We start from the raw sequence: 17,334 nt of genomic DNA, 5'->3' as shown, positions 1-17,334 counted from the left end.
CGGGCGGTGCCGCCATGAGACCGTGGCGGGGACCGCCTGGGTCAAAGGGGGCGATGATGAGGACGTTATGGCGGATCTTGCGACCCGGCGAGCGCCGTGAGGCGCTCAGGATTTTCCTGTGGATGGTGATCACGTCGGGTTTTGAGATGCTGGGTGTGGGTGTGGTCCTGCCGGTGGCGATGTTCCTCGTCGATCCGCGCCATATCATGGCCATGCCCGCCGTGCGTACGATCGAGCGGTTTCTCGGGATCTCGTCGGGACGGGATTTCGCGGTAGCGCTCGCACTCATGCTGCTTGCGGTCATAGGTGCCAAGGCGGTGGTGGTGTCGCGTGGCTACCGCCGCCAGTTTGGCTTCCTTTACCGTCTGCAAAAGGACCTTGCCGACCGCCTGCTCGCGGGCTACATGGCCGCGCCCTACGCCTTTCATTTGACGCGTAACAGCACCGATCTTTTGAAGAATGTGCGGGGCGAGATCCCGATCCTGACCGACGGTGTCTTGTTGCCGGGCCTGCAGCTCATAAGCGAGCTTGTGGTGTCGCTGGCCGTGTTCGGGCTTTTGATGGCGGTGAGTCCGGGCCTTACGCTTGGTATCGGCATGGTCCTGGGTGCGGCGTTCGCGGTCGTGTTCCGTGCCACCCGCGCGCGCAGCGAGCGCCTCGGGCGTGCCCGCCAGGACGCGCTCGCATCGATGTTCCGGCACGCGGCGACCGGCCTTTCGGCGATCAAGGATCTCACGGTCCTTGATCGCCAGGACCGGCTCTTGTCGCAGCACGAGCAGGCCACGCGCCGTTACAGCGAGGCAAGTGCCGCACAGATGGTTACCGCGCACATGCCGCGGCTTGCCATCGAGGGGCTGGCGTTTGCCGGCCTGATCGGCATCCTCTTGTACGCGGAGTGGATCCTGCGCCGGCCACAGGCGGCCATTCCGCTCATGGCCATGTACGCCATGGCGGTGTTTAGGCTCATGCCATCCCTTAGCAAGATGTTGAACGCGGCGATGTCGATACGCTTCAACCGTGCAACCATCGCCATCGTCGCGCAAGCGCTCACCGAGGTCGCGCCGACTGCCGACGATGAGGCCGCTACCGCCGCCTTGCCCTTCAGCCGCGAGATTACCCTGTGCCACTTTAGTTATTCCTACCCGGGCACTGCCCGTCAGGCGCTCGATGGCGTTGATCTTACCATCACCAAGGGTTCGTCGGTGGCGTTCGTGGGGCCGTCGGGGGCCGGCAAGAGCACGCTTGCCGACGTCCTTCTGGGACTGTTGCAGGGTAACGGTGATGTGCTCGTGGACGGCGAGCCGCTCTGTCCGGGGGCCATGAAGGCGTGGCGGCGGCAGATCGGTTATGTGCCGCAGCAGGTCTATCTTGCCGACGATACGGTCGCCGCCAATGTCGCGTTCGGTGTCGCCGAAGACGAGATCGATCGCAAGGCGGTGGTGCGCGCGCTGAAGACCGCGCAACTCATGCATTTCGTGGCCGAACTCCCCGCCGGCATCGATACCGAAGTCGGTGATCGTGGCGCGCGCTTGTCAGGCGGCCAGCGCCAGCGGCTTGGCATCGCCCGGGCCCTGTACCACGATCCGGCGATCCTCGTCCTGGACGAGGCGACCTCGGCCCTCGATGGACCCACCGAGGCCGATCTCACCGCGGCGATCACGGCGCTTGCCGGACACAAGACCCTGATCGTGATTGCGCACCGTCTGAGCACGGTGGCCTGTTGCGATCAGGTCGTACTGCTCGAGGGCGGGCGGGTCATGGCGCGTGGGGCATTCGCGGAACTTGCGCGCCAGCATGCGTTTTTTCAGGGGGGCGGACCGCTGGCCGCGACCCCGGCGGCATGAGGGAGGCGGGATGCGCGTGCTCGTGACCGGGGCTCGCGGCTTCATCGGCACGGCCCTGGTTCCGGCCCTGGAGGCTGCCGGTCATACGGTGCGCGGCGTGGGGCGGGGTGTGCACCCGGTGGTGAAGGACTGGCGACGGGCGGATCTCACCGCGCCGGAGTCGCTGGCGGGCGTGTGCGATGCCTGCGAGGCGGTCATCCATCTCGCGGGGGTCGCCCATACCCGCGCCGGTGCCCACGAGCACGAGGCGGTCACCGTCGCCGGTACCCGGGCGCTCATCGCCGAGGCCCGCGCGGCACGGGTCGCGCAATTCATATTCGTGAGCAGCATCAAGGTGGAATGCGCGCGCGACGCCTATGCCGCGAGCCGCCGCATGGGCGAGGACATGGTGCGCGCCTGCGGCCTGCCATCGGTTGCGATCGTGCGCCCGGCCCTCGTTTATGGTCCTGGCATGCGCGGCAACCTGAACCGGCTGTTGCGGATGGCGGATCTTTCCTGGCCCCTGCCGATCCCACCCGGGGGTGCGCGCCGCAGTCTCGTGCATTGCGACGACCTTGCGCGCGTGTTGGTCGCGTTGTTGGCGCAGCGCGCGCGCGATGCCCTATATACCGTGACCGACGGCGCCTCCTATACCATGCGTGATATCTATGATCTCATGAGGGCCGCCGTCGGCCGCCCCGCGGCGCGTTACGCCCTGCCCGAAGGCGTCGTGCCGGCCGTGGCGCGGTTCGGCGATTGGATGACGCGCTTGACTGGCCGCCGATGGCCGTGGAACAGTGACGGGCTTGCGCCGCTGCTCGCATCGTGCACGAGCGACGACCGGCGTGTGTGGGAAGACCTCGGCATGGTCCCGGCTTATACGCTGGCGTCGGGCATCGCGGCAATGGTGGCGGCGCGTGGCGGGCGCGGGGAGCGGTCGTGAATCAGAAGGCGGTCAGCGACGCGCCGCGTGTCGTAGTGTCGGTGGTAAGCCACGGACAGGGCGCGCTCATCGCACACCTTTTCTCGGATATCGCGGCCGTGTGCCGCACGCCCGTGCACGTCGTGTTGACCGTCAACAGGCCCGAGGCCCTTCCGGATCTCGCGTCCCCGTTTCCCGTCACGGTGGTGCGCAACGCCGTCGCGCGCGGGTTTGGCGCCAACCACAACGCCGCCGCCACCGCCGTACCCTCGGATATCTTTTGTGTCGTGAATCCAGACGTGCGCCTGAGGCGTGATCCCTTTCCATCCCTGATCGCGCGGCTCGAGGGTCTCGACGTGGGGGTGGCGGTACCGCTCGTGGTCGGGAGCGCGGGCGAGGTGCAAGACAGTCTGCGATCCTGGCCGACGCCGCTTGGCGCGCTGCGCCGGTTCATCGCCGGGGGGCGGCCGGCGGATAGGGGTGACGACTGGGCGGCGGGGATGTTCATGGCGTTCAAGACCGCGACCTTCCGGGCGGTCGGCGGCTTCGATCCCGGCTACCACCTCTATTACGAGGATTGCGACCTGTGCTGCCGGCTGCGGCTCGCCGGCCTGCGCGTGGCCATGGCGCCGGATGTCGTGGTCGTTCATGACGGCCAGCGCACCTCCCACCACCACCCACGCTATCTCCTATGGCATGCGAGAAGCGCGCTGCGCTTCTTCCGATCAGCCGCCTATCGGCGGTTGCGCGCGCGCCGCGCGCGGTCCCCGTGAGCATCGGGCCGTGGCTCATGGACGCCGCCGGGGCGTGGGTCGCGTGGCTTGTCTGCCGGCTGCTCGTTCATCCGCGCAACCCCTGGCAGGTCCTCGACTGGCCCAACGAGCGCTCGCTGCATGACCGGCCGGTCCCGCGCACCGGCGGGCTTGCGATCGCCTGCGGGGCTCTGGTGGCGGCCTCCGGGCTCCCGTGGGAGGCCGCGCGCGGCGGCCTCGTCACGGTCGCGGCGATCCTCGCGGTGGCGCTATTGTCGTGGTATGACGATCGCAAGGGCTTAAGCCCGCGCCTGCGCCTGGCCGTGCATGTCGCCGCCGCCCTGACGGTGGCGGTCGCCGGGATCCGACCGCCGGTCGTATGGCTGCCAGGGATTGCGGTCACTCTGGGCGATCCCTTTACGGTGCTCGTCACCACGCTCTTTCTCGTGTGGTGGATCAACCTCTACAACTTCATGGACGGCATGGACGGCTTTGCGGGCGGCATGGCGGTCTTTGGTTTTGGCGCCCTGGCCGCGCTCGGCTATCGCGCCCATGACCCGGCCTTTGCCGGGATCGCGCTTATGGTGGCGTCCGCAGCCCTCGGGTTTACGGTGGCCAACTTTCCGCCGGCACGGCTATTCATGGGGGACATGGGGGCCACCACGCTCGGGTTCACGGCCGGGATCATGATCCTCGCCGGCAGTGCGCGCGGCGACTTCCCGTTGTGGGCCGGGCTTACGGTGTTTTCGCCATTCCTGGTCGATGCCACCGTGACGCTCCTGAAAAGGGTGGCCCGCGGCGAGCGCCTCACGGCCGCTCACCGCGGGCATTATTACCAGCGCCTGGTGCGTGCCGGCCTATCCCATCGCCGCACCGTTCTCGGCGAATATGGTCTGATGGCGGTCTGCGCCCTGTCGGCCTACGCCGGGACCGGGGCGTCGGTACCGGCACAATGGGCTATAATCGCCGCTTTGGCGATTCTTTATGGCGCATTGGCCGCCCTGGTGCGGTGGCGGGAGGGACATGGGCAGATTTGCGGCAAGGACGCGCGTTAAGGCGCCGATCGGGCGCTGGGCGGTCGTGGCGCACGATCTGGTGGCGATTGCGCTCGCGTGGCTCGGGGCCTATTGGCTGCGTTTCAACATGGGCTACGTCCCGCATGTCTTTTGGCGGCAAGGCGTGCGGCTCTTGCCGGCGATTCTCATTGTCCAGGGACTCGTTTTCTGGGGGATGGGGCTCTACCGCGGCTTGTGGCGCTTTGCCTCGGTCCCGGACCTCCTGCGCATCTTCAAGGCCATAGTAGTCGGCACGGTGGCCAGCGCCTTCGTCCTGTTTCTGTGGGTGCGGCTTGTCTGGGTGCCGCGCTCGGCCTTCGTCCTGGACGGGTTGTTGCTCACGATGTTGCTCGGTGGCCCGCGATTCTTCTACCGGTTTTTCAAGGACCGCGGGCTCTACCAGATATCGGGCAAGAAGGCCCTGATTGCCGGCGCCGGACGGGCAGGCGAGATGCTGGTCCGCGATCTTCTGCGCGATTCGAGTATCGGGTTCCGGCCGGTGGCGTTCGTGGACGACAACCCGCGGCGCATCGGCCAGGAGATCCACGGGGTGCCGGTGGTCGCAGATTGCGGCCAGCTGCCGGAGGTGGCCGAGCGCCTCGAAGTCGATATCGTGTTTATCGCCGTTACCGAGGCCAAGGCGAGCGGCATGCGCCGGCTCGTGGAGCTCTGCGAGCGTACCGGCCGCCCGTTTCGTATCCTCCCCGGCCTCCAGAGCGTGGTGGACGGCCAGGTCACCGTCCAGGAGTTGCGCGAGGTGCGCATCGAGGATCTCCTCGGCCGTGAACCGGTCCTCTTGCATCAAGCCGAGATCGCAGACGGCGTGGGCGGCAAGGCGGTGCTGGTATCGGGGGCCGGCGGTTCCATAGGATCGGAGCTGTGCCGGCAGATCGCGCAGCTTGCGCCACGCCGGCTGATCCTCTTCGAACGTAGCGAATTCAACCTCTACAATATCGAACTCGAACTGCGCCGCGATCATCCCTATCTCTCGTTGTTGCCGGTATTGGGTGATGTGCGCGACGCCGTGCTCGTAGACCGGGTCCTCGGGCGCGAGCGCCCCGACATGATCTTTCATGCGGCCGCCTACAAGCATGTCCCGATGCTGGAAGGTCAGGGCCGGGCCGCGGTGATGAACAATGTATTCGGGACCGAGACCCTGGCCGCGGCCGCGGACCGGCATGGATGCGCGGTCTTTCTGCTCATATCGACCGACAAGGCGGTGAACCCCTCCAACATCATGGGCGCCACAAAACGCGCGGCGGAGATCCTATGCCAGGAGATGAACACGCGCTCGCAGACACGATTTCTCACCGTGCGTTTCGGCAATGTCCTGGGGTCCGCGGGCAGCGTTATCCCGCTTTTCAAGGCCCAGATCGCAAGCGGCGGGCCGGTCACGGTCACGCATCCGGACATCACCCGTTACTTCATGACGATCCCCGAGGCCTGCGGACTCATCTTGCAGTCGAGCGTCATAGGTAAGGGCGGGGAGATCTTCGTCCTCGACATGGGCGAGCCCGTACGTATCGGCTATCTCGCCGAGCAGCTGATCCTCCTATCCGGCAAGCAGCCCGGGCAGGACATCGAGATCGTTTATACCGGGCTTAGGCCCGGCGAGAAGCTCTACGAGGAATTGTTTTATGCCGATGAGGCGTTACTTGCGACCGCGCACCCCAAGATCCGTGTCACCCCGGGGATCTGCACCGATCTGACGAGCTTTACTCACGGACTCGATCGCCTGCGTGCGTTGTGTGCCCGGGACGATGAGCAGGGATTGGCGGAGGCCTTGAGGGACGCGATAGGTCTTCTTACACAAGCGCCGTGCGACGAGTCGGCGCGCATGGCCACGCGCCCCTAGCGGGGCATGGGCAGTCCGCCGGGTGGGCCCTATGGGGGGGTGGGAGGCCGTGCAGGCCATCTGCCGGAGGCCGCGGCCATGACGGCCTAGGCGGTGAGGGTGAGGAAGATCTCGGGAAGCCTCTCGGGCAGGCGTTCGATCCGGTCGATGATGCTGAACTGCTGGCCGAAGATCCGCCGGACGTAGTCGTCGGCATGGGCATCGAGGCTGATGCAATGGCAGTAGATTCCCCGCTGTTCCAGTTCCCGCACCGCCTGTCGCGTATCGGCAATGAGGAACTCCGGATCGCTCACGTCGAGGTCGGAGGGTTGACCGTCGGTCAGGATGAGCAGCAGGCGCTTGTCTTTTCGGGGTTGCGATAGATAGTGCCCGGCGTGCCGCAGGGCGACGCCCATGCGTGTGGAGTAGCCGGCCTGCAAGGCCGCGAGTCGGCCACGGACATCGTCGTCCCAGTCCTCGGAAAACCCCTTGATATGCCAGAATCGGGCTTCATGGCGGGTATTGGAATGAAACCCGGCTATGGCAAACGGGTCGCCCAGCCGGTCGATGGCCCAGGCCAGCAGGGTCACCGCCTCCTGCGCCAGGGAGAGCACGGTCTGATCGGCGCGGCCGCCCCGGACGGGGTCCTGGAGAGAGGCCGAAAGGTCGAGAAGCAGGCTGACTGCGACATCGCGCCTGGCGTGGCGAAAGTCCTGGTTGATACGCGGGTCGACGGTGCGGCGGCAACGATAGTCGATCCAGGAACGCAGGGCCCAGTCGAGGTCCAGTTCGGAGCCGTCTTCCTGGCGACGCAGCCGCTCGCGGTCCTGGGGCTTGATCTGGTCTAAGAGGCGCATCAGGCGTCGCGCCAGCACGGCATTTTTCTGTAGGAGACGCTCGATCTCATCGGCGCGCCCGCGCGGATGGAGGTGTTCGTGGAGGGTGACATGGTCGGGGAGATAGTCTTGGGCCAGGTAATCCCATTCCGGATAGTGATAGATGATCGACCGGCCCTCCACCGCGGCCTGCGCCGCGGCGACATCGTCAGTCTCCTCGCCGACATCGATGAAGCGCCACAGATGACGGTTGTCATCGCGGTATGGTACCTCGGTATCCGCGAAGTGGATGCGGGCGAAGGTGTCACTGGGCAGTCGGGTTTGAATGACATATTCGGTGGCCAAGGCCGCCATCCCCTGGGTGTCGCCGTCGCCATCGGCGAGCCGATCATGAAAATCGCCCACGAATTTCCCAAGCAGGGGGTCGTGATAACCATGTTCCGGATCCAGGATGGCGCGCGAGAGCATCGCCAAGCGATGGCGGATGCATGATTCCCGCGTGGGGTCACAGGCCTCTTCCCGAGGGCGGGGGTGGAGCGCAAGCAGCGGCTTACGCAGGCCGGGGAAGCGGCGTATGAGCAAGGTGTCGATGCGCGCATCCTCGAGGCATTCGATGGCAAGGCGCTGAAACGGGCTCCAGTTGTCGGCGATCAGGGCTTGAGTAAAGCGCCGGTGGGCGGCGAGGTGCGCCACGATCAGCCGATATTGATCGGGACCGCGTACGCCAGGACGGTCCGCGCACAGGTCGGGGAGGTGCAGTCCGAGGGCGTCGGCGTGGGGCTGCGGCCGGCGCAGCGTGTCGAAGGCCTCGGAGTAAGGGATGATCGGCACCGGATCATCCCAGCAGGCGCGCAGGTATAGGTCCATCTGGCGTTCGTGCGCGCGCAACAGGGTGCCGCCGCGCTGGCTCTGGAATATCGCTCGGCTGTCGGCCAGGCGCATCGCCAAGTAATCGGCCTGCCGTTGCGGATGTCCGGCGTAATACCGCAGGCCATGCTCCACCCATGTCCGCAGACCCTCGAGGCGCGCCTGCCGCAGCCGTTCGGGTGCCCCGCGAATGAGTTCGGGCAAGGCGTGGCTTGGGAGGATCGCGTGCCGGCCATGGATGGAGGCGGTGCTACGTTCCGCGACCTCTGCGAGGAGGTCGAGGTAATCCGAAAGCGGCGTGTCACGACCCAGGGAATCGGCCACCGCCGGCAGCGTCTCGAAGAATATGCCGAGGACATCGCCATTGGGTGTGCGCTGGATATGCCGCACCCAGGCCATGACGGCCTCGAGGTGCTGAGGGCCAAGGCAGACGGCAACGGCCGGCCAGACCTCCAGAAAGGCCAGGACCGGCCGCGCTCCGCGCCCCAGCTTGCAGAGAAGATGCGCGGCCTCGATATAGGCGACAAGGTCGGCCTCGCCGAGACACGCCCGCGCGGCCCCCAGGCGCGCGGCGAACACCGACTGCACGGGCGCGAATGCGCAATCGAGTCGCCGCCGCCAGTAGTCGATGCCGTCTTGGGATGGCGCGGCCGGGGATGACGCGCCGGGATCAGCCGAACAGGGCATCGATGGCGTGTTCCAGCGTGGCGCGGATATCGTCATCATCGGTCAGCGGGTCCACCAGCGCCATGCGGCAGGCGTGTCTCGCTGCCATGCCATCGGCCATGAGCGAGGCGGCGTAAACCAGCAGGCGCGTGGATATGCCCTCGTCGAGTCCGTGACCCTTCAGTCTTCGCGCGCTCTCCGCCAGTCCGATGAGCCGCAATGCAAGCCCCGGATCGACACCGGTTTCGCGTGCCAGGATTTCGGCCTCCAAGTCCGCCGGCGGGTAGTCGAAACGAAAGGCCGTGAATCGCTGCTTGGTGGACGGCTTCAGATCCTTCACCAGCGACTGGTAGCCGGGGTTATAGGAAATCACCAGCTGAAAGTCCGGATGCGCGTGTATGAGCTCACCCTTCTTGTCCAACGGCAGCTGGCGGCGATGGTCGGTGAGCGGATGGATGACGACCGTGCTGTCCTGGCGTGCCTCGACGATTTCATCCAGGTAACAGATGGCCCCGTGGCGCGCGGCCTGCGTCAAAGGCCCGTCCTGCCAGTGCGTGCCGTCGCTATCGAGCAGCCAGCGCCCGACCAGGTCCGCGGCCGTCATGTCTTCGTTGCAGGCCACGGTGAGCAGGGGCCTGCCAAGTCGCCAGGCCATGTATTCCACGAAACGCGACTTGCCGCAACCCGTGGGCCCCTTGATCATGACCGGTAGCCGCCTTTCATAGGCGGCCGTGAACAGGGCGATCTCGTCGGCCTGCGGGCGATAGTAGGGTTCGTCTTTGACGCGGTAGTCTTTGAGCAAATCGCCATGGTTCATGCGTGGATCCCCTTCTCTATCAAACGGGAAGCCCTTTGCGAAAGCGCGGGCCGGAAGCTCGCAAAGGTCGCGGTCCGGCCCGCTGTCGCCCCGCGATCGGTTCGCGGTCGCATTCGCATTACCGGTGGGAACCGATCCTGTCGCGCCAGCCGGGGTAGAGCTTGTCGGCGTCATGCGGAAAGGACTCGAAGGCACCGGCGAATTCCTTGTGCTCCTTGGCCCATTCGATGGGATCGGCCTTGGCCTTCCAGCATTCGTAAGCCTGGCGCAGCGAAAGGGCGCCGGCCGCCGGGCTGTCGATGTGTCCATAGGAGCCGCCGCCGGCGGTGTTGATGACGTTGCCGTGCCCGAGATTCTCGAAGAAACCGGGCAGGCGCAACGCGTTCATACCGCCGGATATGATCGGGGTGGTGGGCTTCATGCCATACCATTTCTGGTGATACACCGGGCCCTGGCACTCATCGCGTTCGATCATGTAGGCGATGTTGCGATCGTCGCTTTCGCCCTCCATCTTGCCATAACCCATGGTCCCGACATGGATGCCCGAGGCCCCCTGCAGACGGGAGAGCTTGGCCAGCACCAGTGCCGTATATCCGCGATGGGCCGACGGCGAGGTGATCATGCCGTGACCGGCGCGATGGTAGTGCAGGTACTGGCCCGGATATTGGCGGCGGGCGGTGGTGACCATGCCGGGGCCGCCCACGAAGCCGTCGACCAGGAATGCGACCTTGTCGGCGTCGGGGCCGAAGGTCTCCAGGATGAAGTCGGCGCGTGCGCACATCTCGTAATGATCGTCTGCGGTGATGTTCGCGGAGAACAGTTTGGCCTGACCGGTCTTGTCCATGGCGCGCCTCATGGCATCGGCCACCAACGGAATGGTTTTCTTCAGGGGCGCAAACACCTGATTGCCCTGCGGTTCATCGTTCTTGATGAAATCCCCACCCAGCCAGAACTGGTGCGCGGCCTCGGCGAAGGGTTCGGGGCGCAGGCCCAGTTTGGGCTTTATGATGGTGCCGGCGATGTAACCGCCGTCTTTTATCGGCCGGCCGAGGATGCGCCAGAGATCCGAGATGTCCTTGCTCGGGCCGTCAAAGAGCTGGATGGCGCGCGGCGGGAAATAGATGTCGATCATCTTGGCGTGCGCAATGTCGCCCATGCCCTGGTTGTTGCCGATGGCCAGGGTCAGGAACGAGACGACCATCATGCGGCCGTCCATGACGTTGCGATCGAAGAGGTCCAACGGATAGGCGATACGCATGTCTCCGGCGGGCTCGTCGACATAATAGACGAGCGCATCGACCCCTTTGGTGAAGTCGTCCGTGGTCGACACCTCCACGTTGGTGCCCGTGGAGGATTCGGCGGCAAAGTGTGCGGCCGAAGCGAGATATCCATAGCCGGTCTTGGGCTTCATCTTGTAGGCGACGAGAATGTGCTTGCCGCCGGCGATGAGGTCTTCCTCGCGCAGGGAAAGGTCGGCGTAGCGAGACGACTGGTCCACAATGTGCTCCTTGGCTGAAGGGTCGGGATGAGGGACTATACCTTCCCGCAATCATCAGGAAAAACGATTATCAATCATAGGAACCATAGGTAATATCTATTATTATAGGTTTGCCAACGCCGCATCACACACATCGCCGGGGAGCGAAAGATGAGGAACCTGACGTTACGCCAGCTGGAGATCTTGCGCATGCTGGCCGCCACCAGCTCCTATACCAGGGCGGCGGCGCGGCTCAATCTGACGCAATCGGCGGTCTATCTGCAGGTCCGCAAGCTCGAGCAGGAGATCGGCCTGCCGGTCACAGAGCAGGTCGGAAAGAAGGTCTTTCTCACGGATGCCGGCGAAGAGGTGCTCCGCTCCGGACACCGCATCGCCGAGGAACTGGAGGGCCTGGGGCGGTCCCTGGAGCACTTGCGGGGCGTGGACGAGGGGCAGCTGCGCATCGCCCTCACCTCGGCGGTCAACGCCTTCGCGGTGGAATTGCTGGCGCGTTTTCTGCTCCAGCATCCGCAGGTGAACATCCGGCTCAATATCGCCAACCGCAAGGAGGTGTTGGCGAGCCTCGAGCGCAACGATGTGGACATGGCCATCATGGGCGAGCCGCCGCAATCGCTGGATCTCATCGCGCTGCCGTTTCACCGCAATGACCTCATCGTCATCGCCCCCGCCAATCATCCCCTGGCTGACCGTCGCGGAATCTTGCAGAGTGATCTCGTCCGCGAAAGCTTTGTCTTGCGGGAACCCGGGTCCGGGACGCGCGAGACGGTGCTGCGCTACTTTTCGGAAAAGGGTCTCACCGTGAGGGAGGGGGTGGTCATGAACAGCAACGAGGCCATAAAGCAGGCGGTGAAGGTGGGCATGGGCGTCGCGGTCGTCGCGCGTTACAGTGTTTTAGTGAAGATGGAATCCGGTTATCTGCGTGAGCTGTCCGTGGAGGGGTTCCCCCTGCGGCGCGCTTGGCATCTCGTGCATCGCAAGGGCAAGAGATTGGCCCCCGCGCCCCTTGAGTTCAAGAAGTTTTTGATTCAGCACCTATACGTGAAGACGCCCGAGGAACAAACGCAGACCCTGCCATGACTGCGCGCCCGCCGGGTTTTGGCGTATCGCGTGGTAAGTCCGCAACGCGCAAGGGAGGGGACCCGGCGCCTGCCGGGTCCCCGGTCTCGGACGTTAGTGGGCGCGGATATCGCCGCAGGCCACGTATTTTTGCATGTCACTGCGGCTTTCGTGGACGTTGATGGCCATTGGTTTCGCAAGCAGCGCCTTGAGGCGCACATGGACTGTCGTGACCGACCGTCCGTCCTTCACCGGATTGAGCATGTACGCGGGCCGGGGGTTCACGTTGGGGCAGGTCCCCGGGTGGATGTGATCGGGTTGCGCGATACCCTTAGGGGTGCCTTTCAGGTGAACGATGACGCGGGTATGAGCGCCGTGCGGATAAAGCATGGCATAGCCGCTTTCCCCTGAGCCATTTTCAGCCATAAGGGGGACCCGCAAGGGTTTGGCGAATGCCGGACTCATCGCAAGACCGGCTGCGGCGGACAACATTATGAGTTTTTTCATGATATGCGCGGGAAGCCCCGGTCCCGCGACCGGGGAGGGATAGCGCCTGCTCCCGCATCCTCCTGTTGGCGATGCTATCGGAATCATAAATATATGAATGGGGCCCACAGGCGTGAACTGCGTGCGTAAGTTCACGGCCGAATCCCGGGCCCGGAGCCCAGGGCCTGCGGGATGGTCTCGATTTCTAGGCGAGGACGTAGTCCGCAGATCCCTTGCCGACACGATCTTAAAGCGGTTGTATGCTAGCACGGTGATGGTGTCGGCAAATAGGGCACAGGGCGGGCGTGGCAGGCAGGCAAGGATTCTTGGCGCCAGCCCGGGGAAGTGGTGGAATGGGGCGCAAAAGGCCGATCCCCGCGGGGCGAACGGCCGTGTTCGGTGGTTATGGCGCCCGAGGGCCGTGGGGGCGGCGCATCATGCCCTACGGGCTTAGCTGGCGGACCGGGCGCACCAGGATTTCCTCGACCAGGACATTGGCGGGCTGCGCGAAGCTGTAGACGAGGGCCTGGGCTATGTCCTCGGCATGCAGGGCGTCCAGGGACTCGCGCCGCGCCTTCATCTGGTCGGCCGGCACATTATGGCCCCAATGGGTCCAGACCGCGCCTGGCTCGATCAGCGCCACACGGATACCCTCGGGCCCCAATTCCTTGCGCAGGGCGTCATGGAAACCGACGACCGCGAACTTGGTGGCGTTATAGACCGACCATCCCGGAAGGCCATAACGGCCGCCCACGCTCGAGACCGTGGAGATCATGGCCCCAGGGCGGTTGCGCAAGAGCGGAATGGCGGCGTGCGTACAGTTTAGTACTCCATAGAGATTCGCGTCTATGGTCTGCCGCCATTCGTCGGGTTGGCTGTCGGCGAACGGGGCATGAAAGCCGACGCCGGCATTGTTGAAGAGGAGATCAAGGCCGTGGAAGCGTTTTCTGACCTCGGCAAAGAGCGCCGCCACCTGCCGGGAATCACCGACATCGGCGGTTACCGGGTAGATGCGCTCCTTCAGTTCGCCGACAAGCGCCGCGAGCCGATCGGCGCGGCGCGCGCACACCACCACCTCGAGGCCTTCCTGATGCAAAAGGCGCGCGGCGGCTTCTCCTATGCCGCTCGAGGCCCCTGTCACTACCGCGATCTTGCCGCGAATATCTTGCATGCGCATGTTTCATGCTCCTGATTTGCGTGCGTCGGGGCGGACACCTGCTGGCAGACGGCGCCCGCTCCGGGATGACGAGGCCTTGGATCAGCCGATCGGGATCAGCGCATAGCCCTTTTCCTGATAGCCGATGACAGAGATAAAGCCGTTTTCGACGGGTGTCACGGGCGCGATCAGTGTGCGCGGATTCACATCCATGCCGTGCAGGGCGACCCCGCAGGCCTGGAAGCGGATGCCTTGGCGCGCAAGCCCGGTGATTTCCTTGTGAATATTGGCCACGGCACGCTCATCGGTGTAGGGGATGCCACGCCGATTGCGTGTCAGAAAGGCCACATCGGGGCCAATGAACACCACAATGATGCGCGGTGTCACCTTTTGCGCGCGCAGTTGCCGTTCGGTCAGGCCGATGACCCGGATCAGGTGCTCGACGGCCACCGGTTGGCGGACACTCACCAGAAATATCGTCTTGGCGACGTGCAATCCGGCGAGCGCCGCGCGGTCGTTCAGTGTGTCGGCGCGCGCCACCGGAGGCAACAGCGCCGTAACCGCGATCACAACCGCGACTATGAGTCCTCGCAAGTCCTTCATGGTATCCTCCCCAAGGGTGATGTGGTGGTGTATGAGACAGTAGAGGCGATACGAGGCCGTGTCCGGCCCCGGCTTTAAGCCTAGTGAGCGCATGAGGGCGAGGCAAGGTCAGTACCCGTGCGCGGACGGGGATGCATCCCGATGCGTCCGCCTGTGCCAAGGGGCAGGAGCGCCAGGAACCTTTTGGGGGAGGGATGGCGCCGCGCCGATCCTTGCTTATAGAATCGTGACAAGGGCCAGGGAAGTGCCTGGCACGTTGCCTTAAGAAGGGGGTTTGTGCAGTGAGCGTTGTAAAAAAGGCGATTTTCCCGGTCGCTGGCCTGGGGACGCGATTTTTGCCGGCCACCAAGGCGAGCCCGAAAGAGATGTTGCCCGTGGTCGACAAGCCGCTCATTCAATATGCGGCCGAAGAGGCCATCGATGCCGGCATCACCGAACTCATTTTCGTGACCGGCCGCAGCAAGCGCGCCATAGAGGACCATTTCGACAAGGCCTATGAACTCGAGGCCGAACTCGAGGTGCGCGGCAAGGATAAGATCCTGCGGTCTTTGCGCGGCATATTGCCCAAAGAGGTGACATGCATCTATATCCGCCAGGCCGAGGCCTTGGGGCTTGGCCACGCGGTGCTGTGCGCGCGCCAGGTCGTGGGAGATGCGCCGTTCGCGGTCATTCTGGCCGACGATCTCATAGACGCCCAGCCGTCGGCGCTGCGCCAGATGGTGGACCTTTACGCGCATTATCATAATGCCATCATCGGTGTGCAGGATGTGCCGCGCGAGGATACGGGTGCCTACGGCATTGTGCAGGTGCGCCCGTGGGACGACCGCCTGCATCGGGTGGAGGCGATCGTCGAAAAGCCGGTACCGGCCGAGGCCCCGTCGACCCTCGGGGTCGTGGGGCGCTACATCCTGACACCGCCGATTTTTGATCTTCTGGAGAGCCTGGGGGCCGGATCGGGGGGCGAGATCCAGCTGACCGATGGCATCGCGAAGCTCCTCGAAAAGGAGCAGGTGCTGGCCTACGCCTTCGAGGGCAAGCGCTACGACTGCGGGAGCAAGCTTGGTTATCTCGAGGCCACGGTCGAGTACGCGTTGCGTCACCCGCAGCTCAAAAACGAGTTCCGCGCCTATCTGAAGACCCTGAGCCTATAACGCCGGACGGGCCTGATCGTCATCGCTACGCCCGCGCTTGGCTATGGGATTTATAAGCGAAAGCTGTTAAGATCGCGCGTCTTTCTTGGACCGTTTGAGCGGAGTGTAGCGATGGCAGACAAGCTTCTGATGATAATGGTGAACACCGACCCGCATAACCCCTCCGAGCTCGGGGCGCCGTTTTTTCAGGCGACCGTGGCGGCGGCAATGGAGTATGAGGTGACGGTGGTATTGACGGCCCGCGCCGGTGAGTTGGCGGTCAGAGGCGTTGCGGAAAAGCTCTTCGTGCAGGAAGGTAGCAGCAAGTCGGTCTACGATTTCATCAAGGACGCGCACGAGGCGGGCGTCCATTTCAAGGTATGCACGCCGACCCTCGATCTGTGGGGCAAGGACCTCATCCCGGAGATCGAGGAGACCGTGGGCGGGGCCTATGTCATCACCCAGGCGATGGATGATGACACGGTCACCTTTACGTATTGATTTCTGATGGGGGAGGGTGATCGCGCATCCGAGGCGCGCCAGGCCTGGCAGGTGCTGGAAACGGCCGAGCGGATTCACGCCGCGGCCGATGTCGATAAGGCCTTGGACCACATGGCGCTCGCGATCCGCGACGCCGTGGGCCGGGCCAACCCCATCATGATGGTCGTCATGAATGGCGCCCTGGTGTTCGCGGGACACCTGTTGCCGCGACTCACCTTCCCCCTGGAGGTCGATTACGTCCATGCCACGCGCTATCACGGCGCGCTGACTGGCGGGGAGATCACCTGGGCGGCGGGCCCAAGCCTTCCCGTGGCCGGGCGCACCATCGTGTTGCTGGATGACATCCTGGACGAAGGGGTGACCCTGGCGGCGCTGGCCGATACCCTGCAGGCGCGCGGGGCGGCGGCGGTATTGAAGGCGGTGCTGGTCACGAAGAAGCGGACGCGGGCGGCGGGCCTGGAGGCGGATTTCTCCGGCCTCGATGTCCCGGACCGCTATGTCTTCGGCTGCGGCATGGATTACAACGGCTTTCTGCGCAACACAAAGGAGATCTACGCGCTCCCATGAAGACGCTTGCGATCATCGGAGGCAGCGGGCTCACCCATTTGCGCAATCTCACGGTTCGTGAGCGCCGCGTGATGCGCACGCCCTATGGCGAGCCGTCGGCGCCCATGGTCTATGGGCTTGTGGGTGGGCATGAGGTGATCTTCTTGCCGCGTCATGGCCACGGCCACACCATACCGCCGCATAGCGTGAATTATCAGGCCAATATGTGGGCCTTGAAGGAATGCGGTGTAAGCGATGTGATCGCGGTCAATGCCGTGGGCGCGATCAATACCGCTCTTGCGCCAGGGACCCTCGTGCTCCCGGATCAGATCATCGATTACACATACGGACGCGCGCACACGTTTTTCGGGAGCCATCCCGAGCCGGTCACACACATCGATTTCACCCATCCCTATTGCGAGGCGTTGCGCGAGGTGTTGCGCGACGGCGCATCACGCGCCGGGCTCGCCCTAGCGTCCCAAGGGACTTATGCGGCGACCCAGGGCCCGCGCTTTGAAACGGCGGCCGAGATCCTGAAACTCGAGCGCGACGGGGCCGACATTGTGGGCATGACCGGCATGCCGGAGGCCGCTTTGGCGCGCGAGCTTGGTCTGTGCTACGCCTCGCTTGCGGTAGTGGCCAATTATGCCGCCGGGAAGGTCGAGGGTGAAATCGATCTGCGCACCATAGAACGTCATCTCGAAAGCGGCATGACAAAGGTGCGTACGCTCCTCGAGCATGCAATCCCGCGATTGTACGGTGCCTGAGAGGGCGGCGTCTTACCGT

The 17,334-nt window shown here is 64.6% G+C and carries 16 protein-coding genes; 10 read left to right on the top strand and 6 right to left on the bottom strand.

The window, feature by feature from the left end:
- Positions 1-122 precede the first annotated feature (122 nt).
- The 5 genes from C4901_RS12060 to C4901_RS12040 are packed head-to-tail and all read left to right on the top strand — an operon-like array spanning position 123 to position 6,407.
- Positions 123-1,844: an ABC transporter ATP-binding protein gene (locus tag C4901_RS12060; RefSeq protein WP_168185712.1), complete on the top strand. Its 1,722-nt coding sequence runs from the start codon at positions 123-125 to the stop codon at positions 1,842-1,844.
- A gap of 10 nt (positions 1,845-1,854) precedes the next feature.
- Positions 1,855-2,766 (top strand): NAD(P)-dependent oxidoreductase, encoded by a 912-nt coding sequence (locus C4901_RS12055; protein WP_168185711.1) that lies wholly within the window; start codon positions 1,855-1,857, stop codon positions 2,764-2,766.
- On the top strand, positions 2,763-3,518 hold the full coding sequence (locus tag C4901_RS12050) for a glycosyltransferase (RefSeq protein WP_168185710.1): 756 nt from the start codon (positions 2,763-2,765) through the stop codon (positions 3,516-3,518). The genes C4901_RS12055 and C4901_RS12050 overlap by 4 nt, the downstream gene beginning before the upstream one ends.
- On the top strand, positions 3,515-4,552 hold the full coding sequence (locus C4901_RS12045; RefSeq protein WP_168185709.1) for a glycosyltransferase family 4 protein: 1,038 nt from the start codon (positions 3,515-3,517) through the stop codon (positions 4,550-4,552). The genes C4901_RS12050 and C4901_RS12045 overlap by 4 nt, the downstream gene beginning before the upstream one ends.
- Positions 4,521-6,407: a nucleoside-diphosphate sugar epimerase/dehydratase gene (locus C4901_RS12040; RefSeq protein ID WP_110137539.1), complete on the top strand. Its 1,887-nt coding sequence runs from the start codon at positions 4,521-4,523 to the stop codon at positions 6,405-6,407. Before C4901_RS12045 ends, C4901_RS12040 begins: the two co-directional genes overlap by 32 nt.
- Positions 6,408-6,493: 86 nt before the next feature.
- Here the strand turns inward: C4901_RS12040 and C4901_RS12035 are convergent, their stop codons facing one another.
- The 3 genes from C4901_RS12035 to C4901_RS12025 all read right to left on the bottom strand — a co-directional run bounded on the left by C4901_RS12035 (position 6,494) and on the right by C4901_RS12025 (position 11,070).
- Positions 6,494-8,776, bottom strand: a complete 2,283-nt coding sequence (locus C4901_RS12035; RefSeq protein ID WP_110137538.1) for a nitric oxide reductase activation protein NorD — start codon at positions 8,774-8,776, stop codon at positions 6,494-6,496.
- A complete protein-coding gene (locus tag C4901_RS12030; protein ID WP_110137537.1) occupies positions 8,760-9,572 on the bottom strand; it encodes a CbbQ/NirQ/NorQ/GpvN family protein in 813 nt (270 codons plus the stop codon). The genes C4901_RS12035 and C4901_RS12030 overlap by 17 nt, the downstream gene beginning before the upstream one ends.
- A 118-nt stretch (positions 9,573-9,690) precedes the next feature.
- Positions 9,691-11,070, bottom strand: coding sequence for a ribulose-bisphosphate carboxylase (locus C4901_RS12025; protein ID WP_110137536.1), 1,380 nt, complete (start codon positions 11,068-11,070; stop codon positions 9,691-9,693).
- A 150-nt stretch (positions 11,071-11,220) separates the two neighbouring features.
- On the opposite strand from C4901_RS12025, the gene C4901_RS12020 reads away from it, so the two are divergent.
- Positions 11,221-12,147: a LysR family transcriptional regulator gene (locus tag C4901_RS12020; protein ID WP_110137535.1), complete on the top strand. Its 927-nt coding sequence runs from the start codon at positions 11,221-11,223 to the stop codon at positions 12,145-12,147.
- Between the two features lie 93 nt (positions 12,148-12,240).
- On the opposite strand, the gene C4901_RS12015 is transcribed toward C4901_RS12020, so the two are convergent.
- From C4901_RS12015 to C4901_RS12005, 3 genes are all read right to left on the bottom strand, one after another.
- Entirely contained in the window at positions 12,241-12,633 is a 393-nt protein-coding gene (locus tag C4901_RS12015) for a hypothetical protein (RefSeq protein WP_205735980.1), read from the bottom strand.
- A 421-nt stretch (positions 12,634-13,054) separates the two neighbouring features.
- Positions 13,055-13,789 (bottom strand): SDR family oxidoreductase, encoded by a 735-nt coding sequence (locus C4901_RS12010; protein ID WP_110137534.1) that lies wholly within the window; start codon positions 13,787-13,789, stop codon positions 13,055-13,057.
- Between the two features lie 81 nt (positions 13,790-13,870).
- On the bottom strand, positions 13,871-14,371 hold the full coding sequence (locus C4901_RS12005) for a DsrE family protein (RefSeq protein WP_110138636.1): 501 nt from the start codon (positions 14,369-14,371) through the stop codon (positions 13,871-13,873).
- Between the two features lie 281 nt (positions 14,372-14,652).
- On the opposite strand from C4901_RS12005, the gene galU reads away from it, so the two are divergent.
- The 4 genes from galU (at position 14,653) to C4901_RS11985 (ending at position 17,315) form a co-directional block, all read left to right on the top strand.
- Complete coding sequence (galU, locus tag C4901_RS12000) at positions 14,653-15,522, top strand: UTP--glucose-1-phosphate uridylyltransferase GalU (protein WP_110137533.1); 870 nt, start codon at positions 14,653-14,655, stop codon at positions 15,520-15,522.
- 111 nt (positions 15,523-15,633) lie between these two features.
- Positions 15,634-16,002: a DsrE/DsrF/DrsH-like family protein gene (locus C4901_RS11995; RefSeq protein ID WP_065971623.1), complete on the top strand. Its 369-nt coding sequence runs from the start codon at positions 15,634-15,636 to the stop codon at positions 16,000-16,002.
- Between the two features lie 6 nt (positions 16,003-16,008).
- Positions 16,009-16,569, top strand: coding sequence for a hypoxanthine-guanine phosphoribosyltransferase (locus C4901_RS11990; RefSeq protein WP_110137532.1), 561 nt, complete (start codon positions 16,009-16,011; stop codon positions 16,567-16,569).
- Positions 16,566-17,315 carry an S-methyl-5'-thioinosine phosphorylase gene (locus C4901_RS11985; protein ID WP_110137531.1) on the top strand — a complete coding sequence of 250 codons (750 nt, stop codon included), beginning with the start codon at positions 16,566-16,568 and terminating at the stop codon, positions 17,313-17,315. The genes C4901_RS11990 and C4901_RS11985 overlap by 4 nt, the downstream gene beginning before the upstream one ends.
- Positions 17,316-17,334: the final 19 nt, after the last annotated feature.

It is taken from the genome of Acidiferrobacter sp. SPIII_3 (assembly GCF_003184265.1).
GTDB lineage: Bacteria > Pseudomonadota > Gammaproteobacteria > Acidiferrobacterales > Acidiferrobacteraceae > Acidiferrobacter.
This window is presented reverse-complemented; position numbering and strand designations above follow the sequence as displayed.